Raw genomic sequence first — 19,723 nt, 5'->3', positions numbered from 1 at the left:
TGGTGCGGTGCGGGGTGCGGGGTGGTGCGAGGGGGTGGTGCGAAGGTGCTGCGAAGGGGCGGTGCACTGGTGGTGCGCATGCTACGCGGCGGCCCTCCAGGGGCAGCGGTCGGTGGCATCGGTCCAGTTGTCCCACCCGATCAAGTCCCCGTCGGCCGGCCCGTCGTCGAACGCTCCTGAGCCCGTCGACGCCGCCCCCCACACGGCCGCGCCGACGGCCTCCCGGGGTACCCGGAAGACAGCCGTGCCGGTTTCCGCGCGGACTCGCGGGTCCGCGTCGCGCCGGGGCGCGGGGCCGGCGCGGCGAGGCCGCGCGCACGGCCCCGCGCGATGTTCTCCGGCCCGACGGCGATCGTCAAGTCGACGGCCGGGGGCGCGGCCGACACGGTCGCGGCCTGGGAGGAGATGACCGAACTGTCGTTCCGGTGCTGCCAGTTCGCCCGCGACGCCGCGGAACGGGGAGCCCCGCCCGGCAGTCGCCCCGCATCGGGGGCGCCCACGCCACGGCGACGCGCGCCCCGCGCGCCCGGCGTACGCGACCCTTCACCGCCGCCGCATGGCCGGAACACGCTCCCGTACGCGCCCCCCGGACGGCCCTCGGAGGGCGTGGGCGACCGCTCCCCGGGGCATGCGCGTTCGTTCACCTGGCGGAAACACTCGTGCGAGAAGCGTCACAAGTGCGAAACACGCGACGACACGCCGTGAAACCTCACACCCCGAAGCTCCTTGCCATGAGCCCCCGGAGGTCGGCCGGGGGCACGGAGAAGAGAGGCTGAGTATGGACACGGGTAACACCGCTTTCGTACTCCTGAGCGCCGCACTGGTCATGCTCATGACACCCGGGCTGGCGTTCTTCTACGGCGGCATGGTCCGCGTGAAGAGCGTCCTGAACATGCTGATGATGTCGTTCATCTGCCTGGCCGTCGTGACCGTGCTGTGGGTGCTGTACGGATTCTCGTTCGCGTTCAGCGGGGACGCGTTCGGCGGCCTGGTCGGGAACCTCGACTGGTACGGCTTCCGGGACATCGGCGTGAACGACCTGTGGGACGGCTACAACGTCCCGATCGTCGCCTTCGCGATGTTCCAGCTGATGTTCGCGATCATCACCCCCGCGCTGATCAGCGGCGCCGTCGCGGACCGTGTCAAGTTCGTTTCGTGGACGATATTCGTCGCCCTGTGGGTCACGATCGTCTACTTCCCGGTCGCGCACTGGGTCTGGGCCGCCGACGGCTGGCTGTTCAAGGACGGCGTCATCGACTTCGCCGGCGGTACCGCGGTCCACATCAACGCCGGTGTCGCGGCGCTGGCCCTGGTCCTCGTCGTCGGGAAACGCGTCGGCTTCCAGCGCGACCCCATGCGCCCGCACAACCTGCCGTTCGTCATGCTCGGCTGCGCCCTGCTGTGGTTCGGCTGGTTCGGCTTCAACGCCGGCTCGTGGCTCGGGGCCGACGGTGTCACCGCCCGTGCCGCGATCAACACGCAGATCTGCACCGCCGCGGCCGTCCTCGGCTGGCTGGCGCTGGAGAAGATCCGGGACGGCCACTTCACGACGCTCGGCGCCGCGTCCGGCGCGGTCGCCGGCCTCGTCGCGATCACCCCCGCGTGTGGCGCGCTCAGCCCGCTCGGCTCGATCGCCCTGGGCCTCGTCGCCGGTGCCGTCTGCGCCTGGGCCGTCGGCCTGAAGTACAAGTTCGGGTACGACGACTCGCTCGACGTCGTCGGCGTCCACCTCGTCGGCGGCATCATCGGCTCGATCGCCCCCGGCCTCCTGGCTACCGGCAAGATCCAGAGCGACGCCGAAGGCCTCTTCTACGGCGGCGGCACGGACCAGCTCGTCAAGCAGCTCACGGGCGTCGGCGCGGTCCTGGCCTACTCGTTCGTGGCCACGTTCGTCATCGGCTACGCGATCCAGAAGACGATCGGCTTCCGGATCAGCGAGGACGACGAGGTCGGCGGCATCGACCAGGTCGAACACGCCGAGACCGCCTACGACTTCGTGAGCCTCGGCGGCTCCGTCGGCCGCTCGGGCTCGACCGCCGCGCCGACCACTTCCCCGACGGCGACCGAGACGAAGGTGGACGCGTGAAGCTCATCACCGCGGTCGTCAAGCCGCACCGGCTCGACGACGTGAAGAATGCCCTCCAGGCCTACGGCGTACACGGCCTGACCGTGACCGAGGCCAGCGGCTACGGACGCCAGCGCGGCCACACCGAGGTCTACCGGGGCGCCGAGTACCAGGTCGACCTGGTGCCCAAGGTCCGCGTCGAGGTCGTCGCCGACGACGAGGACGCCGACGAACTGTTGGAGGTCATCGTCAAGGCCGCCCGTACCGGCAAGATCGGCGACGGCAAGGCGTGGGTCGTCCCGGTCGAGAGCGTGGTCCGCGTCCGCACCGGCGAGCGGGGCCCGGAAGCGCTCTGACGAGCGGGCCGGGAGCGACCCCACGACACCGCACGACAACGCACCACGACAGCACCGAGGCAGTCGACATGAAGGACGCGAGCCCGCACCGCCCACCGGCGTGCGGGCTCGCGTCGCCCCTGCCGACCGCGGCCGGCGGGGGACGACTCCCGGCACACCGTTTCGGCCACCGCACCAGGAAGGTCTTCTCATGGCGGAGCCCAGCCCGTCGACCGCCCGTTTCGTCCAGGACCGCGAGGAACTGCTCGGCGGCACGACGCCCGGCGGCCGGGAGCGCCGCCGCGCGCTGGCCGGCCTCGCCGACCGCTGGCTCACCGGACTGCTCGACGAGGCGGGCGCCGGCGGCGACGGCGTCGCACTCGTCGCGGTCGGCGGCTACGGCCGCCGCGAACTCTCCCCGGGCAGCGACCTCGACGTCGTCCTGCTGCACTCCGGCCGCGACGACGTCGCCGGCCTCGCCGACGCCGTCTGGTACCCGGTATGGGACGCCGGCGTCCCGCTCGACCACTCCGTCCGCACCGTCGACGAGGCGCGCCGCGCCGCCGAGGACGACCTGCGCGTCCACCTCGGCCTGCTCGACACCCGGCACATCGCCGGCGACCCCACGCTCGCCCAGCAGGTCCGCGCCAACGCGCTGACCGCGTGGCGCACCGGCTCCGCGAAACGCCTCCCCGCGCTGCTCGAATCCTGCGGGGAACGCGCCGCGAAATACGGCGAACTCGCCTTCCTCCTCGAACCCGACCTCAAGGAGGCGCGCGGCGGCCTGCGCGACGCCGCCGCGCTGCGGGCCGTCGCCGCGTCATGGGTCGCCGACGCGCCGCACGAGGAGGTCGACGCCGCCCGCGACACCCTCCTCGACGTCCGCGACGCCCTGCACCTGGCCACCGGGCGCTCCGGCGACCGGCTCCTGCTCCAGGAACAGGACACCGTCGCGCGCGCCCTCGGCCTGCTGGACGCCGACACCCTGCTGCGCCGCGTCTCCGAGTCCGCCCGCGCGCTCACATACGCGTTCGACGTCACCTGGCGCGAGGTCAACCGCGTCCTCGCCGCGCGCGTCGGTCCCGTACGCCGGGTCCTGCGCGGGCGTACGCCCGGCCCCGAGCGCCGCCCCCTCGCCGCGGGCGTCGTCGAGCACGGCGGCGAGGCCGTCCTCGCCCACGGCGCGCAGCCCGCGCGCGACCCCGGCCTCGTCCTCCGGGCCGCCGCGTCGGCCGCGCACGCGGGGCTGCCGCTGTCGCGGCACGCCGTCGACCGGCTCGCGGTCGAGTGCCCGCCGCTGCCCGACCCGTGGCCTCCCGAGGTCCGCGAGTCGTTCGTGAGCCTGCTGGGCGCCGGGCGCGGCGCGATCCCGGTGTGGGAGGCACTGGAGTCGCGCCGCCTGGTCACGCGGCTGCTGCCGGACTGGGAGCGGGTCCGCTGCCGCCCGCAGCGCAACGCCGTCCACCGCTTCACCGTCGACCGGCACCTCGTCGAGACCGCGGTCGAGGCCGCCGCGCACACGCGCCGCGTGTCCCGGCCCGACCTGCTGCTGGTCGCGGCGCTGCTGCACGACGTCGGCAAGGGCTGGCCCGGCGACCACAGCGTGAGCGGCGAGGTCATCGCCCGCGAGGCCGCCGCACGCATGGGGTTCACGAAGGAGGACATCGACGTCATCGCCACCCTCGTGCGCCACCACCTGCTCCTCGTCGACACCGCCACCCGCCGCGACCTGGACGACCCCCGGACCGTCTCGGCGTTCGCCGAGGCCGTCGGCGGCGTCGAAACCCTCGACCTGCTGCACGCCCTCACCGAGGCGGACGCCGCCGCCACCGGCCCGGCTGCGTGGAGCGACTGGCGCGACGCCCTGTGCCGCGACCTGGTCTCCCGCGCCCGCGCCGTGCTCGTCGGCCGTCCCGCGGCGGTCGCCCAGCCGATCGACACCGCGCGCATCCGCCTCGCGGGCCAGGTCGAGGGCGGCTTCGCGGTCACCATGCAGCCCCTCCCGTACGGCGCCGAGGTCACCGTCGCGGCCCCCGACCGCGTCGGCCTGCTCGCGCTCTCCGCGGGCGTCCTGGCACTGCACCGGCTCACCGTGCGCTCGGCCGTCGCGGACGTCGTCGACGGCACCGGCATCACCGTGTGGACCGTCGAGACCGAGTACGGCACGCTGCCCGACCCGGCCGCCGTCCGCGAGGACGTGCGCCGTGCGCTGGACGGCGGCCTGGACGTGGCCGCCCGCCTCGCCAAGCGCGAGGCCGCGTACGCACCCCGGCGCGGGGTGGCCCCGGCACCACCGCGCGTGGCCCTCGTGCCCGGCGCCTCGGAGACCGCGACGGTGATCGAGGTGCGCGCCCACGACAGCCCCGGGCTGCTGCACCGCATCGGTCGCGCGCTGGCCGATGCCGAGATCAGCGTCCGCCAGGCCCGCGTCAGCACCCACGGGGCCGACGCGGTGGACGCGTTCTACGTCGTGGGCCCCGACGGCGAGCCCCTTCCCCGCGACCGCGCCCGCCACGTGGCCAAGGCGCTGGAGAAGACCCTTTCCTGAGCCGACCCGGAACGGTTCCGCGTGCTCCTTCGGTAGGCTGGAGCGGACTGCACCGCCGATTTCCTGCGACGAAGGACCTCTGCCGACGTGTTCGACACTCTTTCCGACCGCCTCGCAGCGACCTTCAAGAACCTCCGGGGCAAAGGTCGTCTCTCCGAGGCGGACATCGACGCCACCGCGCGCGAGATCAGGGTCGCCCTGCTCGAAGCGGACGTCGCGCTGCCCGTGGTCCGCGAGTTCGTGGCGCACGTCAAGGAGCGCGCCCGCGGCGCCGAGGTGTCGCAGGCGCTCAACCCCGCGCAGCAGATCGTCAAGATCGTCAACGAGGAGCTGATCCGCGTCCTCGGCGGCGAGACGCGGCGCCTGCGGTTCGCCAAGACCGGCCCGACCGTGATCATGCTCGCGGGCCTCCAGGGCGCGGGCAAGACCACCCTCGCGGGCAAGCTCGGCAAGTGGCTCAAGACCCAGAAGCACTCGCCGCTGCTCGTCGCGTGCGACCTCCAGCGCCCCAACGCGGTCAACCAGCTCAGCGTGGTCGCCGAGCGCGCCGGCGTCGCGGTCTACGCGCCCGAGCCGGGCAACGGCATCGGCGACCCGGTCAAGGTCGCCCGCGACTCGATCGAGTTCGCCACGACCAAGCAGTACGACGTGGTCGTCGTCGACACCGCCGGCCGCCTCGGCATCGACGCCGAGCTGATGCGACAGGCTGCCGACATCCGCGACGCGGTCAAGCCCGACGAGATCCTTTTCGTCGTCGACGCCATGATCGGCCAGGACGCGGTCACCACCGCGCAGGCCTTCCTCGACGGCGTCGGCTTCGACGGCGTCGTCCTGTCGAAGCTGGACGGCGACGCGCGCGGTGGTGCCGCGCTGTCCGTCGCGCAGGTCACCGGCCGCCAGATCATGTTCGCGTCGAACGGCGAGAAGCTCGACGACTTCGACGCGTTCCACCCCGACCGGATGGCTTCCCGCATCCTCGGCATGGGCGACATGCTCAGCCTGATCGAGATGGCGGAGCAGAAGTACGACGCCGAGATCGCCCTCAAGGCCGCCGAGAAGATCCAAAAGGGCGGCAAGGACTTCACTCTGGAGGACTTCCTCCAGCAGATGGAGCAGGTCAAGAAGATGGGGTCGATCTCCAAGCTGCTCGGCATGCTGCCCGGCATGGGGCAGATGAAGGAGCAGATCGACAGCATCGACGACCGCGACCTCGACCGGGTCGCGGCCATCATCAAGTCGATGACCCCGGGCGAGCGCGACGACCCGAAGATCATCAACGGCTCGCGGCGCGCCCGTATCGCCAAGGGCTCCGGCTGCACCGTCACCGAGGTCAACAACCTCATCGAACGCTTCTTCGAGGCGCGCAAGATGATGACGTCCATGGCCCGCGGCGGCGGCATCCCGGGCATGCCCGGGATGGGCGGCGGCGGTGGCTCGCGCAAGAAGGGCAAGGCGCCCAAGCAGGCCAAGGGCAAGCGCCAGTCGGGCAACCCGATGAAGCGCAAGCAGGACGAGCTGGCCGCGGCCCAGCGGCGCGAGGAGCGGGCCGCGCAGGCGTTCCAGCTGCCGGGCGACGACAGCGACCCGTCGAAGTTCGAACTGCCCAAGGGGTTCGAGGACTACCTCAAGTAGCCGCGGCGCGTCCGGCATGACCACGGCGTACACCCGCCCCGGCTACCGCGTCGGCATCCGGCCCGTGCGCGAGACGGACGCCGGCGCCTACCGCGAGGCCGTGCTGCGCTCGATGGAGCACATCACGGCGTGGAACCCGGCCCGTCCGGACGGCTTCCCGGAGATCCTCGCGGGCCAGGGACCGGGCATGCGCACCTACTTCGTCGTCGACCTCGACGACGGGGGTCTGGCCGGCAAGATCAACGTGGCGAACATCGTGCGCGGCGGCTTCCGCAACGCGACCCTCGGCTATGACGCGTACCTCCCGTACGCCGCGACCGGGCGCATGACCGAGGGCCTGGCCCTTGTCGTCGACCGCTGCTTCGCGCACGCCGTGCGCGGGGGGCTCGAACTGCACCGGCTGGAGGTCAACGTCCAGCCGGGCAACGTGCGTTCGGTCGCCCTCGCGAAGCGGCTCGGCTTTCGGCGCGAGGGCTTCTCACCGCGCATGATCCACATCAACGGCGCGTGGCGCGACCACGAGCGCTACGCGATGACCGCCGAGGAGTGGCCCGGCCTCGCGTGAGAAAGGGCGACGGCGTGGGCGTCCGCGGCGAGCCCGTACCATGAGGGCCCATGGCAAAGGCTCCCATCCTCACCCCCCAGGCGGACGACTTCCCGCGCTGGTACCAGGACCTCATCGGCAAGGCCGAGCTGGCGGACAACGGACCGGTGCGCGGCACCATGGTCATCCGACCGTACGGCTACGCGCTGTGGGAGCGGATGCAGGCCGAGGTCGACAGCCGGATCAAGGACGCGGGCGCGCAGAACGCGTACTTCCCGATGTTCATCCCGGAGAACTACCTCACGCGCGAGGCCGAGCACGTCGAGGGCTTCAGCCCCGAGCTGGCCGTCGTCACGCACGGCGGCGGCAAGAAGCTGGAGGAGCCGGTCGTCGTGCGGCCGACCTCCGAGACGATCATCAACGAGTACTTCTCCAAGTGGGTGCAGTCGTACCGCGACCTGCCGCTGCTGATCAACCAGTGGGCGAACGTCGTGCGGTGGGAGATGCGCCCGCGCGTGTTCCTGCGCACCACCGAATTCCTGTGGCAGGAAGGCCACACCGCGCACATCTCGTACGAGGACGCCCGCGACTACGCGGCCCGCATCCACCGCGAGGTGTACGGCGGCTTCATGCGCGACGTGCTCGCGATCGACGTGGTGCTGGGCCGCAAGACCGCCCGCGAGCGCTTCGCCGGCGCCATCAACACGCTGACGCTCGAAGGCATGATGGGCGACGGCAAGGCCCTCCAGATGGGCACGTCGCACGAGCTGGGGCAGAACTTCGCGAAGGCGTTCAACACGCAGTTCCTGGCCGACAGCGGCGAGCGCGAATACGTGTGGCAGACCTCGTGGGGCACCAGCACCCGCATGGTGGGCGGCCTCATCATGAGCCACGGCGACGACAACGGCCTGTGCGTGCCGCCGAATCTCGCGCCGACGCAGGCCGTCGTCATGGCGATCAAGGGCGACGAACCCGTGGTCGCGGCGGTGCGCGAGCTGGGCGACCGGCTGAAGGCGGCCGGTGTGCGGGTCGTCGTGGACGACCGGACGGACACCCCGTTCGGGCGCCGCGCGGTCGACTGGGAGCTGAAGGGCGTGCCGGTGCGGCTGGAGATCGGCCCGCGCGACCTGGAGGGCGGCACTGCGATGCTGGCCCGCCGGATCGCGGGCGGCAAGGCGCCCGTACGCCTGGATTCGGTCGTCGAATCGGTCGCCTCCGTGCTGGCGGAGGACCAGGCGCTGCTGCTGGCGCGGTCGGCGGAGCGGCGCGTGGCGCGCACGGTCGAGGTCGCTTCGATCGACGAGGCGGTGGAGGCGGCGGCGACCGGCTGGGGCCGGATCCCGTGGGCCGACCTCGGCCCGGAGGGCGAGGCGAAGCTCGCCGAGCAGGGCGTCTCGGTGCGCTGCCTGGTCACGCCGGACGGCGGGGTGCCCGAAGCGGACGACCAGCCGGGCAACATCGCGATCGTGGCCCGCGCGTACTGACCGCGCCGGCCCGCACCGCGGCGTGCGCGGCCGGGGTTCGCCCGGGCCGCGCGCGCTGGGTCGCGCAGCGGCTCGGCGCGCTCGCGCGGCCGACAGCCTGTGGCCGGTTCCGCCCGTGTCGCGCGTCTGGTCCGCATCGACTCGGCCCGGCCCGTGCTCCCGCCACCCGTCATCCGCCGCCCCCCGCACCGCCCCCGTCGTACCGCCACCCCGTCCACACCCCGTCACGGTCGCTGCTCCCGCGTCCCCTCCGCGCCGCCCTTCCGCGGCAGCGCGTTTGGGTCGTCCGGGCATGTCTGGCAGAATGGCCCGCTGAGTACCCGGAGCATCGTCGGACCCTCTCTCCGCATGACTTCGTGTCCACTGGCCGACCGGTTGCATGTCCCCACGTGACGACGCGGTCGCTCACCCACGTCAAGATGCAGGAGACACCACACCCGTGGCAGTCAAGATCAAGCTGAAGCGCCTGGGCAAGATCCGCAGCCCGCACTACCGCATCATCGTCGCCGATGCCCGCACCAAGCGTGACGGCCGCGCGATCGAGGAGATCGGGATCTACCACCCGATGGAGAACCCCTCGCGCATCGAGGTCGACTCGGAGCGGGCGCAGTACTGGCTGTCCGTCGGCGCCCAGCCGACCGAGCCCGTCGCGCACATCCTCAAGCTCACCGGCGACTGGCAGAAGCACAAGGGCCTGCCCGCTCCGGAGCCGCTGAAGGTCGCCGAGCCGAAGGCCGACAAGAAGACGCTCTTCGAGGCCGCCGCGAAGGAAGCCGGCGACGAGCCGAAGGACGGCGCCACCACGCCCAAGCAGAAGAAGGAGAAGAAGGCCGACGCTCCCGCGGCCGACGCTCCCGCCGCCGACGCCGCCGAGTCGGCGCCCAGCGAGGGCTGACCCATGCTCGAAGAGGCCCTTGAGCATTTGGTCAAGGGCATCGTCGAGAACCCGGACGACGTCAAGGTGCGCGCCCGCAACCTGCGGCGCGGTCGCATTCTCGAAGTGCGCGTCCACCCCGACGACCTGGGCAAGGTCATCGGTCGTGGCGGGCGCACGGCGAAGGCACTGCGCACCGTCGTGACGGCGCTGGGCGGGCGCGGTGTCCGCGTCGACCTCGTCGACGTCGACCAGGTGCGCTGAAACCCGGAGCGCGTCTCAATACTCGGGTGGTCCTCCACATCTGTTCGTGCGATGTGGAGGACCACCTTTTTTCGGTCCGCCGAACCGGCGCCGTGAGGAGAGAGCAGTGCAGTTGGTGGTGGCCCGGATCGGTCGGGCGCACGGCATCCGAGGTCAGGTCAGCGTCGAAGTGCGCACCGACGAACCGGAGTCGCGGCTCGGCCCCGGCGCGGTCCTGATGACCGACCCGCCGTCCGCGGGGCCGCTGACGATCGCCTCGGGCAAGGTGCACAGCGGCCGGCTGCTGCTCACGTTCGAGGGTGTCGCGGACCGCAACGCGGCCGAGGCGCTGCGCAACGTGCTGCTCATCGCCGAGGTCGATCCGGACGAACTCCCCGACGACCCCGAGGAGTTCTACGACCATCAGCTCATCGGCCTGGACGCGGTACTCGCCGACGGCACGCCGCTCGGCGAGGTCGCCGAGGTCGCGCACCTGCCGTCCCAGGACCTCCTCATCGTGCGCCGCCCGGGCGGCGGCGAGGTGATGGTGCCGTTCGTCACGGAGATCGTCCCGGAGGTCGACCTGACCGAGCAGCGGCTCGTCGTGACGCCGCCGCCCGGGCTGATCGACGACGAGGGAGCGGAGGGCACGGACCAGGGGGACGCGGCGCCGTGAGAATCGACGTCGTCACGATCTTTCCCGAGTACCTGGCCCCGCTCGACGTTTCGCTGGTCGGAAAAGCGCGTGCCAACGGCCTGTTGGACGTCCGCCTGCACCAACTCCGGGACCAGGCGCACGATGTGCACCGCACGGTCGACGACACCCCGTACGGCGGCGGGCCCGGCATGGTCATGAAGCCCGAGCCCTGGGCCGCCGCACTCGACGCGCTCGCCCCGCCCGACGCGGAGACCGCCCCGCGGCTCATCGTCCCGACTCCCTCGGGGCGCCCGTTCACCCAGCAGCTCGCCGTCGAACTCGCGGACGAACCCTGGCTGGTCTTCGCCCCCGCGCGGTACGAGGGGATCGACCGGCGGTTCGTCGACGAGGCCGCCGCGCGGATGCGCGTCGACGAGGTCTCGATCGGCGACTATGTGCTCGCCGGCGGCGAGGTCGCGGTGCTCGTCATCGTCGAGGCGGTCGCGCGGCTGCTCCCCGGGGTGCTGGGCAACGCCGAGTCCGCGCGCGACGATTCGTTCGCCCCGGGCGCGATGGCGAACCTGCTGGAAGGGCCCGTCTACACCAAGCCGTCGGTGTGGCGCGGTCGCGAGGTGCCGCCCGTCCTGCTGTCCGGCAACCACGGCGCAATCGCCCGCGCGCGACGTGACGAAGCCCTGCGGCGGACCGCACAGAACCGTCCTGACCTGCTGGAACGCCTGTCCCGCGAGGATACGGACAAGCACGACCGGGCCACCCTCGCGGCACTCGGCTGGACCGAGCACGACGACCGGTTTTCGTCCGAAGGCCCGCCTGTGGCACACTGAGCAGCTGTTGTCGTACGACCTGCTCCGGCGCCGCGCCTCCCTGACCGGGGGTGACGGAGGTGCCCCTGCCTCAGGGGGAGCACCGCCGCGAAGGCCGACGACCCCCCTCGTAGCCACCACGACATACCGTGGGTGACCTGTGGCACCCGCGAGAAAGCGACGCCCATCATGGCCAACATCCTCGACGGCCTCGACGCCGCCTCCCTGCGCGACGACATCCCGGACTTCCGTGCCGGCGACACCTTGAAGGTGCACGTCCGCGTGGTCGAGGGCAACAAGTCCCGCGTCCAGGTCTTCCAGGGCTTCGTGCTGCGTCGCCAGGGCTCCGGTGTCCGTGAGACCTTCACGGTCCGCAAGGTCAGCTACAACGTCGGGGTCGAGCGCACGTTCCCGGTGCACACCCCCGTCATCGAGAAGATCGAGGTCGTGACGCGCGGCGACGTGCGCCGCGCGAAGCTCTACTACATGCGTGATCTGCGCGGCAAGGCCGCCAAGATCAAGGAGAAGCGCGACGCCTCCGGCCGTACCACGGTCTGACCCGCGTCCCGGGGCCGATCGGGCGGGCCCGCGTCGCGTGTTTCGCGCGGGTCGCCCATTAGGCTCCATCGCGATGGACGAAGCAGCGCGCGCGACCGAGCCGGGGACGTCCCCGAGCCCCGCGCCCACAGACGACGGCCGCGGCTCCACGGTGGAGAGTTCCACCGGCCCTTCGCGCAAGAAGGGCACGGAGCCGCGGCCGACGCACGCCGCGGAACCCTCGGCGGACGCCGAGGGCGAGGCGGACAAGCCCGACGACGACTCCTCCGCCACGGGACCGGAGTCGGCCGAGGCGGCGAAGAGCCCTGCCGACGACGACAGTTCGCCGTCGGCCGAACCCCGGTCGGGTGGGCTGGGCGGCGAGGGATGCGGCGAGGCGGAGTCGGCGGCGGACGAGTCCGCGGCGGACGGCGCCGAGGCGGAAGGCGACGCCGACGACGCGCCGCCCGACGAGACGGACGAGACAACCGAGAGCGCGCGTACGCCGGACACGGCGTCGGACGCCGAGGCCGACGGCGCGGACGAGACTCGGGCCGAGGACGAAGCCGCCATCGCGACCGAGGCGGGGAACGAGTCCGGGGCCGAGCCCGAGGACGGTGCCGGAGACGCCGCCGCGACCGAGCCGGAGAGCACGGACGCGACCCCGGAACCCGACGCGAAGCCGGACCCCGAACCGGCCGCCGACGCCCCCGAGACCGGCGGCGAAGCCGATGCCTCGGACGACGACGGGCCCGGCTCCGACGCCGCGTCCGGCACGAAGACGATCCTGCTGCGCGCACCGGTCCTGACCAAGGCCGCGCCGAAGCCGGACACCGGAACCGACGCCGACGCCGACGACAAGGCCGACGGCGCACCGGATGACGAGCGCGCCTCGGATGCCGAGCCCGCGTCCGACGACAAGCCCGATCCCGATCCCGAGGTCGCGTCCGCGACGAAGACGATCCGGCTGCGGGCACCGGTCCTGACCAAGACCCTGCCGAAGACCCCCGGCGCGCCGAAGCCGGACACCGAAACCGACGGTGAGACCGACGACGGAGCCGACGAAGCGGCCGACACCGAGGCCGCCGGCAAGCCCGGGCCCAAGGCGGCGGTCAAGACCGACGAGGCGGTCGAGACCGCCGCCGAGGTCGAGGACGACGACCGGGACGACGACGAAGACGAGGACGACGAGGACGACGGCGGCAAGTCCCGTCGTCGTCGCTTCAGACGGTTGCCCGCGTGGCTGGAGCTGCCGCTTCTTGTCGCTTTCGGGCTCTTCGTTGTCGTGGTGCTGCACTCGTATGTCGCGCAGCCGTTCGTCATTCCGAGCGGTTCCATGGAGAACACGCTGAGGATCGGCGACCGCGTCCTGGTCAACAAGCAGGCGTACACCTTCGGCGACCGGCCCAAGCGCGGCGACCTGGTGGTGTTCGACGGGACCGGTGTCTTCACGACGGGGGAGTCCGGCGGGAAAAGCGCGAACCCGGTCGGGAAAGTGTTCGACGGGCTGGTGTCGGTCTTCGGTTTCGGCGACTCCGACAAGACCGATTTCGTCAAACGCGTGATCGGTGTCGGCGGTGACCGGGTGATGTGCTGCGACGCCCAGGGGCGTATGACCGTCAACGGCGTCCCGCTCGAAGAGGCCGGCTACCTGTATCCGGGGGATGTGCCGTCCCTCATCGCGTTCGATGTGATCGTGCCCGACGGCGAGTTGTGGGTGATGGGCGACCACCGCAGCAATTCGGCCGACTCACGCGAGCACATGGGCCAGCCGGGCGGCGGTTTCGTCCCGGTGGACCGCGTCATCGGGCGCGTGGACTGGATCATCTGGCCGTTCGGCCGCATGGGCGGCGTCGACCGGCCGGCGACCTTCTCGCAGCCGGGCATCGGCCGCCAGACGCATCCGGCGGTCGAAAGCCGTGGGTAAGCGGGGCAAGCCCCGTGACTCCCGGCTGGCGGGAGGTCGCGCACGGTCTGCCCGAAACGGCGCGTCCGGCGACGCGAACCCCCTCCCGGGAGCGGACTCCGAACCCGTTCGCGTTCCGTCGCAGTCGAATTCCGGCCCTCCCGACACCGCGCCCGCGGCGTACGCGGGGCGCGCCGCCGCGCGGGGGCGTCCGGTGGGGCGCAACGGGAAGAAAAGGCGCCGGGGTTGGCGGCGCAAGGACGTGCCGGTGCCGCTGTGGCGCGAGTTGCCGCTGCTCGTCGGTATCGCGATCGTTCTGGCCCTGGTCATCAAGACGTTCTTCGTCCAGGCGTTCTATATTCCGTCGGGCTCCATGGAGCAGACGATCGGTGTCGGCGACCGCGTGCTGGTCGACAAGTTCACGCCGTGGTTCGGCGCCAAGCCGGAGCGCGGCGAGGTCGTCGTCTTCCGTGATCCGGGCGGCTGGCTCGACGACAAGCACAAGTCGGATCCGCCGCCCGTCGTCAAGCAGCTGAAACAGGCCATGGTGTTCGTGGGGCTCCTGCCGTCCGACGACGAGCAGGACCTGATCAAGCGCGTCATCGGCGTCGGCGGCGACACCGTGGCGTGCTGCGACGCGTCGGGTCGGGTGACGGTCAACGGTGTGCCGCTGGACGAGCCGTACATCCATCCGGGTGACGCACCGTCGACTCTTCCGTTCTCGGTGAAGGTGCCGAAGGGGCGTTTGTGGGTGATGGGCGACCATCGGAGCGATTCCGCCGACTCGCGCGCCCATCAGGACCGCCCCTACCAGGGCACGATTTCCGAGGGCGACGTGGTCGGACGCGCCTTCACGGTGGCGTGGCCGGTGAGCCGGTGGCGGTTGCTGCCGGTTCCGGGGACGTTCGACGGAGCCGGGAAATTTACCAATCCTGGCCCTGCGGCTGCGGTTCTCCCGACCGTTCCGGTCGTTATGGGGATGGCGGGCGCCGTTCCGGTGGTCCTTTTCCGTCGGCGTGTACGCTCGCGCCCGCGGGAGGGGGACTACCCGGCGCGCCTGCCCGGCACGGATACGTGCCGACATGACGGAGCATGACGAACGACGGACGGCGGCGCCCCGGGACGCGGACGCTCCGCCGGAACAGGGACGAGGAGGCGCCGTGGGGGAAGTCGTGGTCGGAGCACGGTCCGCAGGTGGAGACGACGAGACGGGCCGCCGGCGGCCCGAGGAGCCGCACGAGCCCCCGAGGCCCGGAACGGCGAACGGCGAGGGCGCCCCTCCGGGGCCGCCCGAGGCCGCCCCGGGCCAGGCGGGCCGGTCGGTGCCGCACCCGGGTGTGACGCCCGAGCAGGGTGCCCCGGGCCCCGGCTCCGGGGCGACCGCCGTGCCGCCCCCGGGTTCGCAGGCCTCCCAGGCCCCCGGAGACGCCGTTCCGCCGAGTGACGCGCCGCCGCCCCCGCCCCCCGAACCGGGCGCGCCGCCGGGTCGTGCCGAAGCGTCCGGCGGCTCGGGCTCGACGGACAGCGCCGCGCCCTCCGAGCCGGGGGCGACCGATGCGGCGAAGGTGCCCGGGGCGGCGGAGGAGGCGAAGGGCGGCCGGTTCGGGAGGCGGCGGAAGCAGCCGGCGAAGAAGGGCTCCTTCTGGAAGGAGCTGCCGCTGCTGCTGGGTATCGCGCTGGTCCTCGCGCTGCTCATCAAGACCTTCCTGGTGCAGGCCTTCTCGATTCCGTCGGAGTCGATGGAGAACACCATCAAGGTCGGCGACCGCGTGCTGGTCGACAAACTGACGCCGTGGTTCGGGTCGGAGCCCGAGCGCGGCGAGGTGGTCGTCTTCAAGGACCCGGGCGGGTGGCTCGAGGGCGAGCCGGAGCAGTCCCACAACGGGTTCGTGCGGGGCGTCCAGAAGGTGCTGTCGTTTGTCGGCCTGATGCCGTCGACGAATGAGAAAGACCTGATCAAGCGGGTGATCGGGGTCGGCGGCGACACCGTGGAGTGTTGTGACGCGCAGGGCCGGGTGATGGTCAACGGCGTGCCGCTGAACGAGACGTATCTCAAACCGGGCGAGCTGCCCTCGGAGACGCCGTTCAAGGTGACGGTGCCCAAGGGGCGCCTGTGGGTGATGGGTGACAACCGGGGCAACTCGCGTGACTCCCGGTCGCACCTGGCGATGGGCGACCCGCACCAGGGCACCGTCGACCAGGACCAGGTCATCGGGCGTGCGTTCACGGTGATCTGGCCGCTGGGGCGCATCCACTGGCTCGGGGTGCCCGGCACGTTCGACCAGAAGGGCATCGGGTCGGCGGCGGCTCCGATGGCCCTGGGAATCGCCGGGGCCGTGCCGCTGGTGTTGTGGCGGCGGCGCTGGATGGAGCCCAAGGTTCCGGTGCTGAAGACGGGCGCACCGCCTGAGTGACGGGACGGACACGGCGGGGCAGGGCAGGGGGCGGGATCCGTACACGAGTACGGATCCCGCCCCCGCGTTCACCCGTCGGGGGCACAATCGGCTGATGACCTCGAACGCCGCAGCTCCGCCGACGGGACACACCGACCCGTGGCCGGAGCCTTTGCCGCACCCGGTGCCCGACTATCCGACCGACTTGCGGGTGGACCTCGTACGCAAGGCCGTCCGGGTGGTTCTGCGGGACACCGGCGATCGCATCCTTCTGTTCCACAACAACGTGCCGACCAGCAATCCGTCCGAATGGTGGGATCTGCCGGGCGGCGGGCTCGACCCCGGCGAGACGTACGTCGACGCCGCGGTGCGCGAGATCGCCGAGGAGACCGGGCTGACCCTGGACAGGGCGACGGTCGGGGCGCCGATGTGGCGGCGCAGCTCGACGTGGACGCGCGGGGAGTACCGGCGTGTCCAGCACGAATTCGTCGTCGTCGCGCGTGTTGACGCCGCGGCCCCGGAGATCGACCGGGAGGGCTGGACGGAGGAAGAGGTCCGCGAATACGACGGTGCGCGGTGGTGGACCCTGGACGAGATCGTCGCCAGTCCGCTGCACTTCTACCCGGGACGGCTGCCGGAGCTGCTGCCGGGATTCCTGGCGGGTGAGAAGGTGGACGAGCCTTTCGAGTGGTGGAACTGAACGGGACCGCGGTAGTGCGGGCCGGACCCCGGTACACAATGGGAACGACAGTGAAGCGCAGGAGCGAGGGGCGCGCATGAGTGCGGAGGATCTCGAAAAGTACGAGACCGAGATGGAGCTTCAGCTCTACCGCGAGTATCGCGATGTCGTCGGCCTCTTCAAGTACGTCATCGAGACGGAGCGGCGCTTCTATCTCACGAACCAGTACGAGCTGCACGTGCGCTCGGCTGACGGAGAGGTGTTCTTCGAGCTCGCCATGGCCGACGCGTGGGTCTGGGACATGTATCGCCCTGCCCGTTTTGTGAAAAATGTCAGAGTTTTGACCTTCAAGGATGTCAATGTCGAGGAACTGACGAAGAGCGACCTGGAGATGCCCTCCGGCAACGACGGATTCGGTTCCTAGTCGGCCGTACCGCGCAATCCGCTGAACGGGTGATCGTTTTCCACAGCAAGGTTGTCCACAGCCTTGATGATCTTGAAGCTGCGCCTCCGCTCCCGAACCGGTCATGGTCGGGGGCGGAGGTGGTCGTATGGCCGAGAACCACGCGGGAACGGCTTCCCGCACCGCCGATGACGAGACGGGCGCCCCGCGCCCGAGCAGGTCCCCGCGCAACACCGCCGTGGCCGGGTACGGCGAGCGGGTGGCCGAACGCCGCCTGACCGAGGCCGGCCTCGTCGTCGTCGACCGCAATTGGCGCTGTGCCGCCGGAGAGCTGGACCTCGTCGCCCTCGATCGGGGCGTCCTCGTCGTCTGCGAGGTCAAGACCCGCAGAGCTGCGGGTTTCGAGCACCCGTGCGCCGCGGTCGGCCCCGACAAGGCCGAGCGGCTGCGGCGGCTCGCCGAGCGCTGGATCGCCGCGCACCCCCACATCGTCCGCCCGGGTGGCGATGTCCGCATCGACCTGGTGGCCGTGGTGCCGTCACGGCGCGGTGCGGCGCACGTCGAGCACGTGAAGGGGGCGTGCTGACGATGGCCTTCGCCCGCACCCGCTCGGTCACCCTGCTCGGCGTCGACGGCGTCGTCGTCGAGGTCCAGGCCGACATCGAGCCCGGCCTCGCGGTCTTCAACCTGGTCGGGCTGCCCGACAAGAGCATCAGCGAGTCACGCGACCGCGTCCGTGCCGCCCTGGTCAACAGTGCCGAGGAGTGGCCGCCGCGGCGCATCACGGTCGGCCTGTCGCCCGCGACCGTGCCCAAGAGCGGCAGCGGCTTCGACCTCGCGGTGGCCTGCGCGATCATGGCCGCCAACGGCAAGCTCGACCCCGCCCCCCTCGCCGAGCTGATCATGCTCGGTGAAGTGGGCCTGGACGGCCGCGTCCGTCCGGTGCGCGGCATCCTGCCCTCGGTCATGGCCGCCGCGGCGGCCGGCTGCCGCAAGGTGGTGGTGCCCGAGTCCGTGGCCGTCGAGGCCAGTCTGGTGCCCGGCATGGACGTCCTCGGCGTACGTTCGCTGCGGCACCTGTTCGCCGTGCTGCGCGGAGCCCCGGTGCCCCCTGAGGCGCCGCCCGTGCCCGGCGACGGCCCCGACCCCGAAACGGTGGGGCCCATGCTGGTCACCGGTCCCGCGGCGACCGGGGTGCCACCGCCCGACCTCGCCGAGGTCGCCGGTCAGACCCGCGCCCGACGGGCCCTGGAGATCTGCGCCGCGGGCGGCCACCACCTCTACCTGCTGGGGCCGCCCGGAGCCGGCAAGACCATGCTCGCCGAGCGGCTGCCGGGGCTCCTGCCCGCGCTCGACCCGATGGCCGCGCTGGAGGTCAGCGCCGTCCACTCGGTGGCCGGCACCCTGCCCCCCGACCGCCCCCTCGTCACCGAGCCGCCCTTCTGCGCGCCCCACCACTCCGCGACCATGCCCAGCCTCGTCGGCGGCGGCAACGGACTGCCACGCCCCGGAGCCGTGTCTCTAGCGCATCACGGAGTGCTTTTCTTGGATGAAGCACCCGAATTCAGTACGCGGGCCCTCGACGCCCTGCGCCAACCCCTGGAGAGCGGCACCGTCACGGTCGCCCGCAGCGCGGGAACACTGCGGTTCCCCGCACGCTTCCTGCTGGTCATCGCCGCCAACCCGTGCCCGTGCGGCCGTTTCGCGGGCCGCGGCGTGGACTGCACGTGCTCGCCCGCGATGCGGGCGAAATACCTCGCCCGGCTCTCCGGGCCGCTGCTGGACCGCATCGACGTGCGCGTCACCGTCGACCCGGTCTCCCGAGCGGAACTGCTCGGCGCCGCCGAACCCGGCGAGCCCACGGCGATCGTGGCGGCCCGCGTGGGCGAAGCGCGCGACCGCGCGGCCCGCCGCTACGCCGGGACCCCGTGGGCGGTCAACGCCGACGTCCCCGGGCGCGAGCTGCGCACCCGATGGTCCACCGATCCGGACGCCCTGGCGTCGGCCGCCCGCGACCTGGAGCGCGGGCTGCTCACCGCACGCGGACTCGACCGCGTGCTCCGCGTCGCCTGGACGATCGCCGACCTGCGCGGCCACGACCGCCCGAACAGGGCCGATGTCGACACCGCCCTCGAATTCCGCACCGGCATCCGCCGCGGCGGCTCCGACCTGCCGCTCCCGGACCCTCCGGACCGCCTCACGGCCGACATGGCCCAAGCCACCCTCGCGAGGCTCGCCACGATCGACGTCGACCGAGAACTCCGCACGCGCGACGACCACGCCGACGAGGCCGACGGAAGGGCGTACCGGTGAGCGCCGACCGCCGGGAGGGAGGACGCCGGCCGTCGCGGGCACCGGGATGCCGTACCGGCGGCCCGCCCACCCCGACCCACCGGATGACGCCCCCGCCGGCACCACACGCCGGGCGCCACCACGGCACCGCCCCATCGCGGCGGCGGCAGCGGTCCGGGGCCGTAGCGCAGCAGCCCGGAAGGCCTGTCCGCCCACCCACGACCACGCCGCGGGATCGCCTGCCGCCGCCCCGCTTCGCCGCCCGGCGCCCGTCGGCGGTCGCCTCCGCGACCCACCACCATCACCGCGACCACGGCCGCGGTTTCT

Annotated in this window: 18 protein-coding genes; all 18 read left to right on the top strand. The window is 72.2% G+C overall.

Annotated elements, in window-relative coordinates:
• Positions 1-778 precede the first annotated feature (778 nt).
• Positions 779-2,086 carry an ammonium transporter gene (locus tag LO772_RS11310; RefSeq protein ID WP_231778273.1) on the top strand — a complete coding sequence of 436 codons (1,308 nt, stop codon included), beginning with the start codon at positions 779-781 and terminating at the stop codon, positions 2,084-2,086.
• On the top strand, positions 2,083-2,421 hold the full coding sequence (locus LO772_RS11305) for a P-II family nitrogen regulator (protein ID WP_231778272.1): 339 nt from the start codon (positions 2,083-2,085) through the stop codon (positions 2,419-2,421). The genes LO772_RS11310 and LO772_RS11305 overlap by 4 nt, the downstream gene beginning before the upstream one ends.
• A 190-nt stretch (positions 2,422-2,611) precedes the next feature.
• Positions 2,612-4,948 carry a [protein-PII] uridylyltransferase gene (locus LO772_RS11300; RefSeq protein WP_231778271.1) on the top strand — a complete coding sequence of 779 codons (2,337 nt, stop codon included), beginning with the start codon at positions 2,612-2,614 and terminating at the stop codon, positions 4,946-4,948.
• 87 nt (positions 4,949-5,035) lie between these two features.
• A complete protein-coding gene (gene ffh, locus LO772_RS11295) occupies positions 5,036-6,580 on the top strand; it encodes a signal recognition particle protein (RefSeq protein WP_231778270.1) in 1,545 nt (514 codons plus the stop codon).
• 16 nt (positions 6,581-6,596) lie between these two features.
• Positions 6,597-7,145, top strand: coding sequence for a GNAT family N-acetyltransferase (locus LO772_RS11290; protein WP_231778269.1), 549 nt, complete (start codon positions 6,597-6,599; stop codon positions 7,143-7,145).
• A gap of 50 nt (positions 7,146-7,195) precedes the next feature.
• Positions 7,196-8,608, top strand: a complete 1,413-nt coding sequence (gene proS / locus LO772_RS11285; RefSeq protein WP_231778268.1) for a proline--tRNA ligase — start codon at positions 7,196-7,198, stop codon at positions 8,606-8,608.
• Positions 8,609-9,047: 439 nt separating this feature from the next.
• Positions 9,048-9,503 carry a 30S ribosomal protein S16 gene (rpsP, locus tag LO772_RS11280; protein WP_231778267.1) on the top strand — a complete coding sequence of 152 codons (456 nt, stop codon included), beginning with the start codon at positions 9,048-9,050 and terminating at the stop codon, positions 9,501-9,503.
• A 3-nt stretch (positions 9,504-9,506) separates the two neighbouring features.
• A complete protein-coding gene (locus tag LO772_RS11275) occupies positions 9,507-9,746 on the top strand; it encodes an RNA-binding protein (RefSeq protein ID WP_231778266.1) in 240 nt (79 codons plus the stop codon).
• Between the two features lie 106 nt (positions 9,747-9,852).
• Entirely contained in the window at positions 9,853-10,401 is a 549-nt protein-coding gene (rimM, locus tag LO772_RS11270) for a ribosome maturation factor RimM (protein ID WP_231778265.1), read from the top strand.
• Entirely contained in the window at positions 10,398-11,207 is an 810-nt protein-coding gene (trmD, locus tag LO772_RS11265) for a tRNA (guanosine(37)-N1)-methyltransferase TrmD (RefSeq protein WP_231778264.1), read from the top strand. Before rimM ends, trmD begins: the two co-directional genes overlap by 4 nt.
• Before the next feature lie 168 nt (positions 11,208-11,375).
• Positions 11,376-11,744, top strand: coding sequence for a 50S ribosomal protein L19 (gene rplS / locus LO772_RS11260; protein WP_231779501.1), 369 nt, complete (start codon positions 11,376-11,378; stop codon positions 11,742-11,744).
• A gap of 37 nt (positions 11,745-11,781) precedes the next feature.
• Positions 11,782-13,650: a signal peptidase I gene (gene lepB / locus LO772_RS36270; protein ID WP_443089396.1), complete on the top strand. Its 1,869-nt coding sequence runs from the start codon at positions 11,782-11,784 to the stop codon at positions 13,648-13,650.
• 247 nt (positions 13,651-13,897) lie between these two features.
• The gene (lepB, locus tag LO772_RS11250) at positions 13,898-14,725 is read left to right on the top strand and encodes a signal peptidase I (protein WP_443089395.1); all 828 of its coding nucleotides are present in this window, start codon (positions 13,898-13,900) and stop codon (positions 14,723-14,725) included.
• Between the two features lie 64 nt (positions 14,726-14,789).
• Entirely contained in the window at positions 14,790-16,043 is a 1,254-nt protein-coding gene (gene lepB, locus LO772_RS11245; protein WP_443089394.1) for a signal peptidase I, read from the top strand.
• Between the two features lie 94 nt (positions 16,044-16,137).
• Positions 16,138-16,722, top strand: a complete 585-nt coding sequence (locus LO772_RS11240; RefSeq protein WP_231778262.1) for an NUDIX hydrolase — start codon at positions 16,138-16,140, stop codon at positions 16,720-16,722.
• A gap of 76 nt (positions 16,723-16,798) precedes the next feature.
• Complete coding sequence (locus LO772_RS11235; protein WP_231778261.1) at positions 16,799-17,125, top strand: DUF2469 domain-containing protein; 327 nt, start codon at positions 16,799-16,801, stop codon at positions 17,123-17,125.
• Between the two features lie 127 nt (positions 17,126-17,252).
• Positions 17,253-17,690 (top strand): YraN family protein, encoded by a 438-nt coding sequence (locus LO772_RS11230; RefSeq protein WP_231778260.1) that lies wholly within the window; start codon positions 17,253-17,255, stop codon positions 17,688-17,690.
• A 2-nt stretch (positions 17,691-17,692) separates the two neighbouring features.
• The gene (locus LO772_RS11225; protein WP_231779498.1) at positions 17,693-19,417 is read left to right on the top strand and encodes a YifB family Mg chelatase-like AAA ATPase; all 1,725 of its coding nucleotides are present in this window, start codon (positions 17,693-17,695) and stop codon (positions 19,415-19,417) included.
• Positions 19,418-19,723 lie beyond the last annotated feature (306 nt).

The sequence above is a fragment of the Yinghuangia sp. ASG 101 genome (assembly GCF_021165735.1).
Lineage (GTDB): Bacteria > Actinomycetota > Actinomycetes > Streptomycetales > Streptomycetaceae > Yinghuangia.
The sequence above is the reverse complement of the archived record's forward strand: the minus strand, read 5'-3'. Positions and strand labels throughout refer to the sequence as shown.